Raw genomic sequence first — 15,393 nt, forward strand, 5'->3', positions numbered from 1 at the left:
AATTTGTGATTAAACGTCTTTTTCCTCTGGCTTGTGTGTTATTGCTGTTTGGCTGTGCACCAACCGATCGTGGTCAACAATACCAAGATCCGCAATTTGCTAGAAAGCTTAATAAAGTAGAGCAAGTGCATTCCAACTCCCCGCGTGATTATTCCGCATTTCTCAAGCAAAGTAGTGAAGTCGTGCAGAATTCACCGAGCATGGCAAAGATATACCAGTCTTTATACACGCAGTTGAACGATTGGGTCATGGAGAGTGGTGATCCACAAGATTTAAAAAAATTCGGTATTCAAACCGCACAGTTAGGCGGCGGGGATCAAAAAGGTAATGTATTGTTTACCGGCTATTTTTCTCCGGTTATTGAACTGCGCCATGAGCCGGATGATGAATATAAATATCCTGTATATGGCAAACCGGATTGCACACAAGATTGCCCAACGCGTGCGCAAATTTATGCGGGGGCGTTGCGTGGACAAGGTCTTGAACTGGGTTATGCTAAGAATTTGATTGATCCGTTTATTATGGAGGTGCAAGGGAGTGGCTTTGTACACTTCGGTGATGACGATAGCTTGGAGTACTTTGCTTACGCGGGCAAAAACAACAAAGCCTATATCAGTATTGGTAAAGTACTGATTGATCAAGGCGAAGTGGCAAGAGAAGACATGTCATTAAAAGCCATTAAAACATGGGTGAAGTCGCATCCCATCGATCAGGTGATGGAGTTACTGGAACAAAATCCGTCTTATGTCTTCTTTGAGCCGCGTTCGGCGGCCCCTGTAACAGGCAGTGCCGGGATTCCATTGTTACCCATGGCATCGGTTGCTGGCGATCGCTCCATTTTGCCAATGGGAACGCCAATCTTGGCCGAAGTTCCCTTACTCAATGCTGATGGTACATACACGGGCACCCATCAATTGCGTTTATTGATTGTGCTCGATACTGGTGGGGCAGTGAAAGACAATCACTTAGATCTTTATCATGGCATGGGACCAAGAGCAGGAAACGCCGCGGGACATTACAAGCATTTTGGCCGTGTATGGAAGTTGGGACTGGAAGCGTCACCGACCCAAGCGCCTTGGGCAACACCACCTGAAAAGCTAGAATAGTCCAAGGTTGCGACTAGACTTTTTTTCCAAGAGTGCGTATAAAACGCACTCTTTCTTTTTCCCCGATTTGGATTGTTGTTATGCGAGAACTTGAAGCGCCAGCCTCAGAAAACTATGACCAACGTTTTGGTGGGACTCGTCGTTTGTATGGGTATGATGAAGTGGATATTTTACGTGCCGCCCATGTCTGTGTCATCGGGATTGGTGGTGTCGGTTCATGGGCAGTTGAAGCATTAGCTCGCACGGGGATAGGCGAGCTAACGCTGATTGATATGGACGATGTGTGTGTCACCAATATTAACCGTCAAATTCATGCGATGAGTGGTACCGTCGGACAAAGTAAAATCGAGGTGATGGCGGAACGAGTGAAACGTATTAACCCCGATTGCCAAGTCAACTTGATTGATGATTTTATTAACGCTGACAACCAGCACGATTACTTAAATCGTGGTTATGATTATGTACTGGATGCAATTGATAGCCTACAAGCCAAAGCCTCATTATTAGCGTATTGTCGCAGTAATAAAATCAAAGTCGTGACGACTGGTGGTGCAGGCGGTCAGACGGATCCCACACAAATTAAAGTGGCGGATCTCACGAAAACGATTCAAGACCCTCTTGCTAAAAAGCTAAAAGATCGGCTACGTCGTTTTCACAACTTTCCAACCAATCCGGCGCGAAAATTTGGCATTGATTGTGTGTTTTCAACCGAACAACTGAAATATCCTCAAGCGGATGGTTCGGTATGCGGCACAAAATCGACGGCTGAAGGACCGAAGCGTATGGACTGTGCGAGTGGCTTTGGTGCGGCGACGATGGTGACAGCAAGTTTCGGTTTTGTCGCGGCTTCGCGCATCGTGGATAAATTGATTCAGAAATACCGCAACGCTTAATCAATGGGTCATCACTTTGCTGTGATGGCAATGAACGTTTGGAGAACATCATGTCGGAATTTCCGCAACATCCCTTTGGTACCGTCATTACCGATACGCATATTCGGGATGTGATGGCGACGATGCATGGCTGGGAAGACCGCTATCGGCAAGTCGTGCAATGGGGCAAGCAATTACCTAAAATGGATGAGCGCGATAAACACGCCACGATGACCGTTGCTGGATGTGAAAGTCAGGTGTGGCTACTCGCTCATTGTGATGACGAGGGCATTTGGACGTTTCACGCGGATTCCGACGCCCGTATTGTTCGTGGTTTGATCGCCATTGTGTTCGCGGCGTTGAATCATAAAAAAGCCGAACAAATTCAAGCGATGGATATCGATGCGTATTTTGCGCAATTAGGCTTGTTGAATCATTTATCCGCTTCAAGAGGCAATGGTCTGCGTGCGATTGTCGATACGATTCGTCAATCTGTGAATGCGTAAATAGTATGACGCTGTCTCACCACCGAGGGTGGTGAGCATGCTCACAAATCAATCATAGAGTAAGAGTTGTACACCACCGCACCGTTGGGCGTATCAATGTTCAGTGTGGTGTAATCCAGAGCGCCTTTTCTCTTCAAATTGGCGCGATTGCCCCCTTCATTGAGTAACACCATGTGTTTGGTGTCTTTTTTCCCTTTCTGGTAGATAGCGACGGCTGATTTTGAATCGCCGTAGCGAATTTCTTTTTTTGCCACGTACACTTGCTGATGACTGGGGAAATACGTGTAATCGAGAAATACGATGCCATGCTCTTGGGTATTTAAGACCACCTCGATCATTGTTACTGGGCTAGTTTTAGCGCGAAAGAGGTTAAGATTGGTGGGGCTAACGAGATACCCAGACCACTCATCATCTAAAAAGACAGCGGCATCTTGATAGAGGGCCATTTTTTGTTTATCACTGGCATCCTTGATGCGCAGTTGTTTAAAAACGGTATTCACCATTTTTTGTGCACTGCTCGGGATAGCATCAAATGCCTGATTTGCATAGGTAGCTGTGCTCACAAGGCACAGACCGAGAATAAAGAGAGAACGCATTGACTGACTCCTTTTCATCCAATATTTCCTTGTCCCATCACGCGCTCAATCAGTGTTCCTGTTGAGCGCGCAGGACTTGAACCAACCTCAGTGGTGTATACGAGTTAGCGTATACGATAATCAGTGACCTTACAGAATATCGGCGGCTTTTTTTATCGCGGCAATGGCACGCGTGATATCGGCGTGGTGATTATAAATACTTAACGATAAGCGAACGGTGCCTGTAATCTTTAGCGCCTCCATGAGCGGGTGGGCGCAGTGATGGCCTTCCCGTACAACAATACCTTGTTGATCCAGTAAGGTGGCAATATCGTGATGATGGACACCGTCGATGATAAAACTCAGGATGCCAGAGCCTGGCTGGTGGCCAATAATTTGAATATCGTCAATCGTGGATAGCCCTTCATATAAGGTGTGATGGAGCTGGGCAATATGTTGTTTAATCTCTTGAGGATCAAATTGTTGATACCACTGAATGGCCGTCGCGAGACCGATCGCTCCTGCGACGTTAGGCGTACCAGCTTCGAAACAGGCCGGAGCCGCCGCAAATTGAGTGCCTGAAAAACTCACACGTTCGACCATTTTGCCGCCACCTTGCCAGACTGGCATGTCAGCTAAAAGATCCGGTTTGACATATAACACCCCAATCCCATTGGGCGCGAAGAACTTGTGTCCGGAAAACGCATAGAAATCTGCGTCTAAGTCGCTTACGTTGACTGGCTCATGAACAATCCCCTGAGCACCATCCACCAGGACTTTGGCTCCCAATTTATGGGCGGCAGCAATAATGGCCTCGATGGGCTGGCGCGCCCCGGTGACATTGGTGATGTGAGCGACGGCTACCAGTTTACAGCGTTCACTGAGCGCGTTCTGAAAATACGCCCAATCAAACTCACCATGTGTCGTTATTGGAATTTTGCGAATGATGGCCCCAGTCTGTTCGGCAATCAGTTGCCAAGGAACGATATTGGCATGATGTTCATTTTCACAAATCGCAATTTCATCGCCTGGCTTGAGGTGTGCGCGCGCATAGCTGTAAGCCACTAAGTTAATCGACTCTGTGGTACCACGAGTCCAAATGATGGTGTCATCGCTAGGCGCACCGATCCATTGGGCGACCGTGTGTCGAGCTGCCTCATAGCGAGATGTCGCTTGGGCGGTAAGGTGATGGCTACCGCGATGTACATTCGCATTCTCAACCCGGTAGTAGTTCGCCACCGTATCAATGACCTCATTGGGTTTTTGTGAGGTTGCAGCGCTATCGAGATAGGTGAGGGGATAACCGTTCACTTGCTGAGCGAGAAAAGGGAATTGAGCCCGCACAGTATCAATATCAAACGTCATGGAATTAGGCATCTTCGCTAAGTTTGTCATAATGTAATTGTGGAAGAACCATCATGGGTTCTGCGATCTGTTTCGCCACGGTTTTACCCGATAAACGAATAATAATTTCAATGGCAAATTCCAGCGAAGAGCCGGGTCCTTGACTGGTTAACACATTGTTTGTGACATCAAAGGTGACCCGTTTTGTACGGCGTAGCGACGCGGGAATCTGTTCTTGAAAATTTGGGTGTCCGGTCATGATCGCTCCCGGGTAGAGGCCATGATATTGCAAAACAAGGGCGGGCGCGGCGCAAATGGCAGCGACAAGCCGACCGTCATATTTTTGTTGTCTCAGCATTTCGACGAGCAGTGTGCTTTGTTGCAACACTTCGGCGCCCGCCTGTCCACCGGGTAACACGATCGCATCGAACTCCTCGTCGGCGATATCGACGAGCCGATGTTGCGCGGTTAATACTACGCCACGAGAGCACGTCACGGTTAACTTACCATCGAAATCGGCGCTGGCGACGGACACGTGATAGTTTGCTCGGGTGAGCGTGTCAATAATCGTTACGGCTTCAATTTCTTCTGTGCCATTGGCAATGGGGACTAAAATACGTTTCGTCATGCGTGACTCCCACGATGTTCTAATTGCTTCACAGTTTGCCATAATTCGCGATTGTATGGCACGGGTATGCGATGACGTCGTGCTTGGGCAAGCACATAGCCATTGATAAAATCAATTTCACTTTCACGTTGGTGAGTCAGGTCTTGGTGCATAGAGGAGTAATTGTGTGCCGTACGTGCAATAACCTCATAGACATCTTGTCGTAACGCTTCTTGCTCTAGGTCGACACCACAGGCATTCATAACCATAACCACTTCTTGAATAATACCATAAATGGTCTCGCTATAGGCTGCGGCCTGCAGATCGCCATTACGAAGATTGTGAATGGCGGTCAGCGGATTGATCACGCAGTTAATCGCCAGCTTTTTCCACAAAGGTAACTCAAGAGATGGATGCCAAGTGACCTCGGGGAGAGCATGATGGAGCACCTCTGCCATAAACTGGCATGCTCGGCCTTTTAGGTTGAGTGCGCCAAGATCCGTGCGTCCTAACCCAGTATGGATCACTTGTTGAGGGGACGGTTTCATCGCACCATGTGTTGTAATGGCTTGCAATAAGGGGTAATCGGCGAGTGTATCCATAAGAGGCTCAAGTGCGCCCATGCCATTATGGATAAAGAGTAACAGGGTATCAGAATGAAGATGCGCGAGCAGTGGCGCTAACGCGTCTGCAACGTGATGGGCTTTGGTCGTGACCAATATGACATCGGCATGATGAACGGCGTCCATGTCATTGTGACGCAGTGTGGCATTCACCGTGATAGGGGATACGGGGGAGCTTAGGCTCAAAAGGCGGCTGTGCTGTGGATGTCGAGACCAGGCACTGACGTTATGACCTGCTTGATGTAAATAACACGCCCACAAAGACCCAATGGCCCCAGGACCGACCACGACGATATTCATGTTTGACCTCATCTATACTACAAGGCAACGAGAATACCATTGTTCGTGTTAACAGCTCTAGAAAGAATAAAAAAATGGTGCGATTATCGCACCATTTTTTACGCTATGAACGGAGTCATATCATTAAAATTTGTAGGTCACATCGAAGTAATGTGATACCCCAGATGAACGGAAGCCAGAAGAGTCTTTAATACCGTAAACATCGTCAAACACTTTTAGACCGTAACCAACCGCATAACGGTTGCTGTGCCAGTAAATGCCGTTAAACCAAGCTAAGCCATGATCAGAGCTTGCACCCGCTTTTTCTTTTAGATCGAATTCGTAATCTAAATAACCTTGATAAGCAATGAATGAACCATTTTCAAAATTAACAAAAGGCTTGAACCAGACGGTAGAGAACTGGTAACCATTCCACTCGTTATTTTTGATGTTGTATGATTTGTAGAGGTTAAATTGTACTTTCCCAAACCATGGCACCATCACATCCGCACCGAAACCATTTTTGGTGGCGTAACCGCCGTCATTGTTGCCATCGATGGTGGTATAGTCAGCAATGTACCATTCTTTGATTGGACCAACAGACAGGTCAGTGTTGAATAGACCATCTAAAGACATGCGCGGCGCAAACTTGGCAAACATTTTCGCATCGTTGCCTTTGTATTTTGACTTATCACTGTCATCGTCGTCGGTGAGATTAAACACATCTAGGTAACCATATAGATCGAAAATACCTGAACGACCGCCAAACTCCATTTCGAAGTAAGTATGGTTGTTGTTGCCTGGTTTTTCGTTAAGTACATGCATGAGGTTAAATTGCATCCACTTATAATCGTTTTTATGAGTGTTACCATCGGTGTAATCAGCGGCTAAAGCAGGGGTAGACACTGCGGTTGCAAGACTAAGAGCTAAAAGTGATTTACGCATTGCTGTGATTCTCTACATTATCATTTTGGTCTATATAATCGATTGCGTTAACGTTTACGTCATCGATTACTAATGCCGAGAATAACAACGGTTAATCTCCCAAATAAAAGTGAAAAGCGTAGAAAAAATCAAATATTATTGTGACTGACTTCACGTAAAGAAACTTTGCTACGGAACTAAAATTTTTTTACATAATATTGCATTATTTTTGTGATTTACGTTGTTTTTCGAGTGGGGGAAGGCGAGCTTTACGCCATGCAAATTTTTATTACTGGTCAAATGAACTAGGTTGTATAGTAACGTCAATGGCAATCAGGAGGCCGTCGTATGCAATCAATTATGTTATTTCCGCTGAGTTCTATCGTGATGCCTGAAGGAAAAATGGCGCTGCGTATTTTTGAACCTCGTTATCAGCGGATGGTGGCGGAATGCATGAAAAGCGACGCCAGTTTCGGAATGTGCTTAAGTGATCTTCATACTGGTGGGGGGGAACCCCCGTTATCTCAATTTGGCACGCAGGTAAAGATCGTCGATTTCGAACGTTTAAAGGATGGCATGCTCGGGATCACCGTCGTGGGCACTCAACGTTTTCGTATTGATTCGATAGAGGTGGAGAGCGATGGATTGCGTATTGCTCAAGTCGAATGGCAGACTAACTGGCCGATGCAAGAGATGGTTCAGGGCGACGCCTATCTTGCTGAACGCTTGCAAGAGATCTATCAAGAAATACCTCAGGTTGGTCAATTATATCCACACTGTTTCTTTGATGATGCCTGCTGGGTGACGCAACGTTGGTTAGAGTTGATGCCGCTGACCTACGAACAATTTGATCAACTGTCTCGCCATGATGATTGCCAGATAGCCTTATCCTACCTACGTTTTGCCATGAATGACGAATAAGCTGGCAGCAAGCATCATGGCGTGTATTTGCCCGTTTTGCCTTCGAGGCACTTTGCGACTATCCCTTACGTGCAGAATTGCTTATTATGAGTATGATAATTAAACGGCTGTAACTCGGTTATAGGCGACCATGGCTCCCTCATTCTTGTAAGTGTCCCAATGTCTAATGTGAACGTTGATAAGAAAGTCTTTCTTAGTATCTTTTCTACTGTGTTTTTACCCATGTTTTTGGCCGCCATTGATCAGACGCTACTGGCAACGGCGACGCCAGATATTGTGCGTGATTTGGGCGGAATGCAACTGGCTTCGTGGATTGTCATTGGCTACATGCTCACTGGGGCGGCCACGATCCCCATTTATGGCTGGTTAGGCGATCAATTTGGACGGCGCAATATGCTGGTGTTAGCGCTCGGCATCTTTGCTTTTGGTTCCGTGTTTTGTGCACTCTCAAATAGCATGTTGCAATTAGTGATAGGGCGAATATTGCAAGGCGTGGGAAGTGGCGGCTTGATGAGTTTATCGCAAGCCTTAATTGGTGAGGTGGTCCCTCCTCGACAGAGAGCGCGTTTTCAGGGCTATTTTTCTGCATTTTTTGCTTTATCGAGCATTAGTGGTCCGGTGTTGGGCGGCGTTGTGGTGACTTATTTGAGTTGGCAATGGTTATTTTGGTTTAACTTGCCCCTGATCGCGCTGGGAGTCTATCGCTTAAGTCGTTTGCAAACCACGGTGCAACCCGCCACCAGACGCCGTATTGATTTATACGGATTAATGCTTTTTCCTATTTTAACCGCCGTGATTATTTATTGGCTGTCTTCCGGTGGGCATTACTTTGCGTGGGACTCGTTGACCAGTATCGCCTTACTCGGGATTTTTATATTCACCTTTGTTGTTTTTGTCTGGCAGCAAAAACGCACCCAAGATTCTTTCTTACCGCTGCATCTATTAGTCAAAAAAGAAATTCATCGCCCCCTCATGTCGGCGTTTATGTTTGCCGGATGTTTATTTTTATTGGCGTTTTTCCTCCCCATTTTTTTGCAGGTCGCGTTAGGTTTGAACGCAGCGCAAGCTGGTGTGCATATGATTCCCTTGTCTGCGGGGGTGATTTGTGGCGCGTATACCACGGGGAAACTTATTAGTTATTATGGCGTCCCCAAATACATTCCAGTGGTCGGTATGAGTTTCACCGCCGTGAATTTGTTGTTATTAGGGGGACTTGTGCCCACTGCGAATTTGGTCAGTGGCTTAGCCTTTTTATGTGGTTGTGGGTTAGGCACCGTCATGCCATCGACTCAGTTAACGATTCAGACGATTGCAGGCAAGAGTCACCTTGGTCGCATCACCGCGATGGGCGGACTCTCACGTTCACTCGGGGCATCAGTCGGTACGGCGATGTTTGGGACTTTAATCTATTCGTTGATTCCCGGGTTTGGTGTCAGTAGTTCGATTAATGTATTGGTCAATGCACCCCATGATGTGGTGGTCGGTGCGTTTCAGTGGGGATTCAAAGCGGCCGCGCTTCTTGCGGTTGTGTGCGCCATCAATGCGTTGTGTGTGCCGCGAATTCACTTAGATGACTATGCGTTTGATGACACGCCCCCTAATAAGCGTTGATGTTAAAAAAAGCCAGCCTGTTATAGGCTGGCTTTATGACGAAGTGGGGGGGAGCTGAAGCGAGTGTCAGTTGTCGCGGTCTTGCGCCTTAGACAATAGATCATCAAAGTAGTGTCTTAAACAATACAGCATGATAAGACTAGGAACGACCATGAGAGCGGTAAAGATAAAGAACAAGGACCAGTTATTGAGGTACTCAGCAAACTGCCCACTGATTGAGGATAGCGTGGTTCGACTGAAGTTACCCAATGACGCTAATAGAGCATACTGAGTCGCGGAAAACGCTTGCCCAGTCAAGACCGTTAAGAACGACACAAAGGCCACGGTTGAGAAGGCCGTCGTAAAGTTATCGGTAATAATGGCCGCCAGAAACAGGTGCTCATTGGGACCCACTTGCGCTATCCATGCAAACATCAAATTACTTGCCGACATGGCAATTCCCCCAACCATCAAACCGCGTACAATGCCAAAGCGCACGTTCACCATACTGCCTAAAAACGTGAACAGCATAGTGGCGCCCCAGCCAATTAATTTGGAATAGTAGCCTATTTGTTCATTGGTAAATCCAATGTCTTTATAAAACGCGATCGACATACGCCCTAAAAAGGCTTCACCAATTTTAAACAAAAAGACAAAAAGCAGGATGGTCATGGAGACCTTGAAGCCATTGCGACGGAAAAAGTCAGCAAAGGGTTCGATCACTGTCACGCTTATCCATGAGACCACTCGGTTATGGACGACTTTTTCATAACGTTCTTCGGCTTGATTTTGCAGATCCTCACGCTGAGTGTGAGGCTCTTTGACCAAGAGCGTCATTACCATCAGTACGCCAACCACCGCCGCCATACCATAAAACACCATATTCCAGCCTTGGGTATCTGCGTTGGCGAAGGCTAAATAGCCGGGTAGAGAGTAGCCAGTCCACCAACCAATCACCGACATCGCTGAGGCTTGTGGCAGTTTTGATTCTTCCGACTTTGGAAAAGAGTCGATACGAAATGCATCAATTGCGATATCTTGAGTAGCGGAAGCGGTTGCGATGAGTAGGGCAATCATTGAGGTCAGTAATAATTGCTGATTGGGATGTACGCCTGCGAGATATAACGTACCGATGAGGATGACGGTTTGACAAAAGAGAATCCAGCCACGACGTTGACCCAAGACATGACAAAATAGCGGGACTTTCACTCGGTCAACGAGCGGTGCCCATAAAAAGTTAATGGCATAGACGGCAAACACACTGCCGAAGTAACCAATTTGCGCTAAGGTTAATCCTGCATCAGTCAGCCATCCTGACATCGCAGAACCAATCAATACCCACGGGAAGCCGCTTGAGCAGCCGAGGAGAAATACCCAAAAGAGACGGCGATCCATATAGCTTTGCAGTGTTTGTCGGAGAGTTGGGTAGGGTGTTAACGGCATAGCATGTCCTTATACAGAGAGCTCCAGCGATGCTGGAGCTCTACAGTTACGGCGTATAGGTGACTTTTTTGATCACGATAGGAGTGGTCGGTACGTTTTTCATAAACCCCACGCTGTGAGTGGGTTGCTTAGCCATTGACTCGACAACATCAAAGCCTGACGTGACGTGACCGAACACGGCATAGCCTGCGGAGTTGCGGCTATAGTTGAGAAAATCATTATCCGCTAAGTTAATGAAAAACTGACGTGTGGCTGAATTGGGTGATTGGGTTCTTGCCATAGCGATCGTTGCTTTATCGTTGGTTAACCCGTTACCCGCTTCATTTTTAATGGGACGATACGTATTGAGGCGTTTGAGATCCGCATCAAAGCCACCGCCTTGTGCCATGAAGCCGGGAATCACTCGGTGAAATTGGCTTCCCACATAACTGCCATCTTTTACATAGCGTAAAAAATTGTTCACTGTGATAGGCGCTTGCTGTGGATTGAGTTCAACGGTAAATGGTCCAAGTGACGTGGTAAACGTCACTTGAGGGGCGGCCAATACTGGAGCGCTGAGCAAAGCCAGTAACAGTAACCAAGGTTTAGCCATGGAAACGTTCCTTCATGTATTGACGAAGTTCAGTATCGTTCGCCATTTCTTTCAAGACATTATTGACCACATCATTAAACACCATTTGTACATCTTGGACTGATGCACTGAGTGCGGCGGTACGATTGGCGGTACCAGTGAAGGTTTTCACCAAGCGGCCAGTTGGCGATTGCGCCGTGACTTCAATGACGACTTTCGCGGTCATTTCATTGTCTAAAATGGAATGCTTAACTTTTACTAGGGCATTTTCAATTTCGACGTTTACCGAGTTTTTACTGTTAACGGTGACATTAAAGCCTTGTGACTGAAATTGGTCTTTGACGGCGTTTTCAATCGCAATACGCACATTTTGACGAGCATGGATCGGTTCGATTTGATTGCGGCCGCTGTCGACTAAAGCAATGTATTGAGCGGAGCGTACGTCTTTACTGGTCAAGGTAAATGACGCGTTTTGTGTCACTGGCGATTGGCTCGTCGTCGGTTTCGGGACAAAATTGACTTGTTGTTGGGGCGTCGAACATGCTGACAGTAGGGCGATAGACGCCGCAAGAACCAGTTTTCTCATGGTTAATTCCTTCCTTTATTTAAGCGGCAGAGTCGTTAACTCTTCGTTGCTTCTAAAATAACAAATTTTTTATTGCCGGCGACAGTCTTAACATGTGACTTGCCGAAAAGTCTGGCTAATTTTACATCGTACCTTAGGTGACGGTTTCCAATAACCATTAATTTTCCTGTTTTGCACAGGACATGCTTAGCATCACAAAACATCTGCCAAGCAATATGATCGGTGATCGCTTGTTGTTGGTGAAAAGGTGGATTGCACACAACTAAGTCTGTGTTCGCGCCATCAAAGCCGTCAAGACAGTTATTGGCCAAGCAATGAGTTTGCCTGTCATTACCTAAATTCACCTGTAAATTTTTTTGTGCCGATGCAACCGCCATATAGCTTTCATCAATACATGTTAACGTCGCCTCGGGATTTAACTGACCCAGCTTGACAGAAAGTACACCGTTACCACAGCCTAAATCGATAATATTCTGTATTTTTGGATCTCGTGGTAAATGCTGCAACATGAAGCGAGCCCCCTGATCCAGACTTTCACCTGAATAGACATTGGGAAGGTTATGCAACTGGATTGCTTCTCCATCGACCGACCATTCAATCTCACTCGCGACGCAAACGGGGGCAGCATCCGGTTGGCTAAATACCAAACGATGTTTTTTCCACGCCAAGGATGTGTGAGTCTGACCGAGGTAACGCTCAAACAATGCCAAGGTTGAGGTGTGTATGTCTCGCGCTTTATTGACGGCAATGACCTGACAATGACTCGGTATTTGCTGGCGAAGTTGCGACAGTTGCCACACCAAATGACGATTATTGCGAGGGATCTGCATTATCACGATATTCACATCATCAGGTATAGCATCCATGGTAGTGAGGCATGTCACCTCTGGGCAATGATTGTGTTTAAGGTTATTCAAAATGCCTTGGTGCGCAATGAAGGAATCACTCATCACGGTAATGCGATGACGAGTGGAGAACCAACAGCTGAGGGCTCCGAAATGATCGTTGAGCACGAGAATATGTTGGTTATCAGCCAGTGCCATCTCTTCAAGATGATGTATGAGATACTCATCTCCCGCATCCCATGCTTGCAGTGTCTCGTTTTTATTCGCGGGAAAGCGATGTAGGGTGAGTTGACGGTCTAGTATCGTGAGCTCAGTGTTCATAATGCATTACGGTTATCAGTTAAGAGGGATATTGTCGCAAAAGCAAAGAGTAGAAGAAACTAAAACCTTTTTTTTCTCAGTGGCAACGCGGTAGACTAGCCGTATCTTTCCATTTGTGGATAATTATTGAGCAGAATCTATGACAATTCATGAAACTATTGAGCAGAAATTGAGCCAAGCATTTGCGCCAATGCATTTAGCGGTAGAGAATGAAAGCCACATGCATAATGTCGCGCCAGGATCTGAAAGTCACTTTAAGGTCACCGTTGTCACTGATGCATTTGCCGGACAACGCCTGTTGGCTCGCCATCGTCAAGTGAATCAAGTTCTGGCGGATGAACTCGCGAATCACATTCATGCATTGGCCATTCATACTTATACTCAGCAAGAGTGGTTAGAGCGTGAAAGTGTTCGACCGGATAGCCCATCTTGTATGGGGGGCGGGCATTAATCTCTCGAAATAATCGCGAGAAAATGCAGCGAAAAACCGTATTTTGACCAATACTGTTACAGTATTAAAACAACCCAACGGCCGTTTGGTGTGGAGACGCGTGACCTAATTGACATAGCTCATTTTCTATTAGGGATACCTCGCAAGGGCGCGCAAAGTTCGATGAACGGGTTTCAGTGTGCCGACTTGGCATTCCTGATAAAAATTAGGGGGATTGGTAATATTCTTAATAGCATCAGCTTCCTAAAAAATGTTAAACTAGTTTCTCTGATCGATCTCCTCTCAAACTTTGACGAGGTTGTTAAAAGGATGTTGCGACTTTGGTTGACCTCGGTAAACCGAAGCGGACACAGTAAATATCGTGTCTAGAGGGCAACGCATCGTTTCTGTCTAATCTGACGATTTTGGCAAATCGGCGCAGTGTTGTGCCTCGAATTTGCGCAATTTAAAGAATCTTTTTCCCGATAAAAAAGTAGTGCAAGTGCGTATGATTACAATAAAAAAGGGTTTGGATCTCCCTATTTCAGGCGTTCCATCCCAGGTGATTAGTGATGGTAAAACCATCAAGAAAGTCGCCTTGCTTGGCGAAGAGTACGTTGGCATGCGTCCAACAATGCATGTTCGTGAAGGTGATGTAGTAAAAAAAGCTCAAGTTCTTTTTGTGGATAAGAAGAACCCAGGTGTAAAATTTACTGCACCAGCTGGCGGTAAAGTTATCGAAATAAACCGTGGTGAAAAGCGTGTACTTCAATCGGTTGTGATTGAAGTAGCAGGTGATGAACAGGTGACCTTCGATAAGTTTGAAGCCAATCAAATTGCTGGTCTTGACCGTGATGCGGTGAGAACCCAGCTGATTGATTCTGGTCTTTGGACAGCGTTGCGTACTCGACCGTTCAGCAAGGTTCCAGCAGTCGATTCTAATACAAATGCGATCTTTGTGACGGCAATGGACACGCGTCCATTGGCTGCCGATCCTAGTGTTATTATCAATGAGCAACCAGAAGCGTTTGTTGCGGGGCTTGATGTCCTAGCAGCGTTGACCGATGGTAAAGTTTTCGTTTGTAAAGCAGCCGATAAACTGCCTCGCTCATCTCACTCTAAAGTTGAAGAACAGGTATTTGCGGGGCCTCATCCTGCAGGTCTTCCTGGTACACACATGCATCATCTGTATCCAGTTAATGGAAACAACGTCGCATGGAGCATCAACTATCAAGACGTGATCGCGTTCGGTAAAATGTTCCTGACCGGTGAACTTCATACAGATCGTGTGATTTCGCTAGCGGGTCCTGTTGTGAATAAACCTCGTTTAGTTCGTACCGTTATGGGCGCGAGCATCGATACTATCGTTGAGAACGAGATCATGAAAGGCGAAGTGCGCGTTATCTCTGGTTCAGTGCTGTCGGGGACGATTGCATCTGGCCCACATGCGTATCTCGGCCGTTACCATTTGCAAGTTTCCGTTTTACGTGAAGGTCGTGAGAAAGAGTTTTTGGGCTGGGCGATGCCTGGTAAAAACCGTTTTTCTGTGACACGTGCGTACTTGAGCCACTTGTTTAAAGGTCAACTGTTTAACATGACCACTTCGACATGCGGAAGTGAACGTTCAATGGTGCCAATTGGTAACTACGAAAAAGTGATGCCATTAGATATCGAACCAACGTTGTTGCTTCGTGATCTATGTGCAGGTGATTCAGACAGTGCTCAACGCATGGGTGCATTAGAACTTGATGAAGAAGATCTAGCGCTGTGTACCTTTGTTTGTCCTGGTAAATACGAGTACGGTGAGTTACTTCGTGAGTGCCTGGATAAGATTGAGAAAGAAGGGTAAT

Annotated in this window: 16 protein-coding genes; 7 read left to right on the forward strand and 9 right to left on the reverse strand. The window is 46.5% G+C overall.

The window, feature by feature from the left end:
- Nucleotides 1–5 precede the first annotated feature (5 nt).
- The 3 genes from mltA (at nt 6) to csdE (ending at nt 2,484) form a co-directional block, all read left to right on the forward strand.
- Nucleotides 6–1,106: a murein transglycosylase A gene (gene mltA, locus EAE30_RS08165; protein WP_123015479.1), complete on the forward strand. Its 1,101-nt coding sequence runs from the start codon at nt 6–8 to the stop codon at nt 1,104–1,106.
- 80 nt (nt 1,107–1,186) lie between these two features.
- Nucleotides 1,187–1,999: a tRNA cyclic N6-threonylcarbamoyladenosine(37) synthase TcdA gene (gene tcdA, locus EAE30_RS08170; RefSeq protein WP_123015480.1), complete on the forward strand. Its 813-nt coding sequence runs from the start codon at nt 1,187–1,189 to the stop codon at nt 1,997–1,999.
- 50 nt (nt 2,000–2,049) lie between these two features.
- The gene (csdE, locus tag EAE30_RS08175) at nt 2,050–2,484 is read left to right on the forward strand and encodes a cysteine desulfurase sulfur acceptor subunit CsdE (protein WP_123015481.1); all 435 of its coding nucleotides are present in this window, start codon (nt 2,050–2,052) and stop codon (nt 2,482–2,484) included.
- Nucleotides 2,485–2,525: 41 nt separating this feature from the next.
- On the opposite strand, the gene EAE30_RS08180 is transcribed toward csdE, so the two are convergent.
- From EAE30_RS08180 to EAE30_RS08200, 5 genes are all read right to left on the reverse strand, one after another.
- Entirely contained in the window at nt 2,526–3,080 is a 555-nt protein-coding gene (locus EAE30_RS08180) for a hypothetical protein (protein WP_123015482.1), read from the reverse strand.
- A 129-nt stretch (nt 3,081–3,209) separates the two neighbouring features.
- The gene (locus EAE30_RS08185) at nt 3,210–4,424 is read right to left on the reverse strand and encodes an aminotransferase class V-fold PLP-dependent enzyme (RefSeq protein WP_123017304.1); all 1,215 of its coding nucleotides are present in this window, start codon (nt 4,422–4,424) and stop codon (nt 3,210–3,212) included.
- Nucleotides 4,425–4,428: 4 nt separating this feature from the next.
- A complete protein-coding gene (locus tag EAE30_RS08190; RefSeq protein WP_123015483.1) occupies nt 4,429–5,031 on the reverse strand; it encodes a DJ-1 family glyoxalase III in 603 nt (200 codons plus the stop codon).
- Nucleotides 5,028–5,933 (reverse strand): 2-dehydropantoate 2-reductase, encoded by a 906-nt coding sequence (gene panE, locus EAE30_RS08195; RefSeq protein ID WP_123015484.1) that lies wholly within the window; start codon nt 5,931–5,933, stop codon nt 5,028–5,030. Before panE ends, EAE30_RS08190 begins: the two co-directional genes overlap by 4 nt.
- Before the next feature lie 123 nt (nt 5,934–6,056).
- Nucleotides 6,057–6,857 (reverse strand): nucleoside-specific channel-forming Tsx family protein, encoded by an 801-nt coding sequence (locus EAE30_RS08200; protein ID WP_123015485.1) that lies wholly within the window; start codon nt 6,855–6,857, stop codon nt 6,057–6,059.
- A gap of 327 nt (nt 6,858–7,184) precedes the next feature.
- Between EAE30_RS08200 and EAE30_RS08205 the strand changes: the two genes are divergently transcribed.
- The gene (locus tag EAE30_RS08205) at nt 7,185–7,757 is read left to right on the forward strand and encodes an LON peptidase substrate-binding domain-containing protein (protein ID WP_123015486.1); all 573 of its coding nucleotides are present in this window, start codon (nt 7,185–7,187) and stop codon (nt 7,755–7,757) included.
- Between the two features lie 159 nt (nt 7,758–7,916).
- On the forward strand, nt 7,917–9,368 hold the full coding sequence (locus EAE30_RS08210) for an MDR family MFS transporter (protein ID WP_241967747.1): 1,452 nt from the start codon (nt 7,917–7,919) through the stop codon (nt 9,366–9,368).
- 66 nt (nt 9,369–9,434) lie between these two features.
- Here the strand turns inward: EAE30_RS08210 and EAE30_RS08215 are convergent, their stop codons facing one another.
- The 4 genes from EAE30_RS08215 to EAE30_RS08230 are packed head-to-tail and all read right to left on the reverse strand — an operon-like array spanning nt 9,435 to nt 13,113.
- The gene (locus tag EAE30_RS08215; protein WP_123015487.1) at nt 9,435–10,790 is read right to left on the reverse strand and encodes an AmpG family muropeptide MFS transporter; all 1,356 of its coding nucleotides are present in this window, start codon (nt 10,788–10,790) and stop codon (nt 9,435–9,437) included.
- 46 nt (nt 10,791–10,836) lie between these two features.
- Nucleotides 10,837–11,382, reverse strand: coding sequence for a peptidylprolyl isomerase (locus EAE30_RS08220; protein ID WP_123015488.1), 546 nt, complete (start codon nt 11,380–11,382; stop codon nt 10,837–10,839).
- Nucleotides 11,375–11,947, reverse strand: coding sequence for a YajG family lipoprotein (locus tag EAE30_RS08225; protein ID WP_123015489.1), 573 nt, complete (start codon nt 11,945–11,947; stop codon nt 11,375–11,377). Before EAE30_RS08225 ends, EAE30_RS08220 begins: the two co-directional genes overlap by 8 nt.
- A gap of 35 nt (nt 11,948–11,982) precedes the next feature.
- A complete protein-coding gene (locus tag EAE30_RS08230) occupies nt 11,983–13,113 on the reverse strand; it encodes a methyltransferase (RefSeq protein WP_123015490.1) in 1,131 nt (376 codons plus the stop codon).
- 139 nt (nt 13,114–13,252) lie between these two features.
- On the opposite strand from EAE30_RS08230, the gene EAE30_RS08235 reads away from it, so the two are divergent.
- Both EAE30_RS08235 and EAE30_RS08245 read left to right on the forward strand, forming a co-directional pair.
- The gene (locus EAE30_RS08235) at nt 13,253–13,564 is read left to right on the forward strand and encodes a BolA family protein (RefSeq protein WP_123015491.1); all 312 of its coding nucleotides are present in this window, start codon (nt 13,253–13,255) and stop codon (nt 13,562–13,564) included.
- 487 nt (nt 13,565–14,051) lie between these two features.
- Complete coding sequence (locus tag EAE30_RS08245; protein WP_123015493.1) at nt 14,052–15,392, forward strand: Na(+)-translocating NADH-quinone reductase subunit A; 1,341 nt, start codon at nt 14,052–14,054, stop codon at nt 15,390–15,392.
- The last annotated feature ends 1 nt before the right edge of the window (nt 15,393 follow it).

This window comes from Vibrio zhugei, assembly GCF_003716875.1.
GTDB classification, from domain to species: Bacteria; Pseudomonadota; Gammaproteobacteria; order Enterobacterales; family Vibrionaceae; genus Vibrio; species Vibrio zhugei.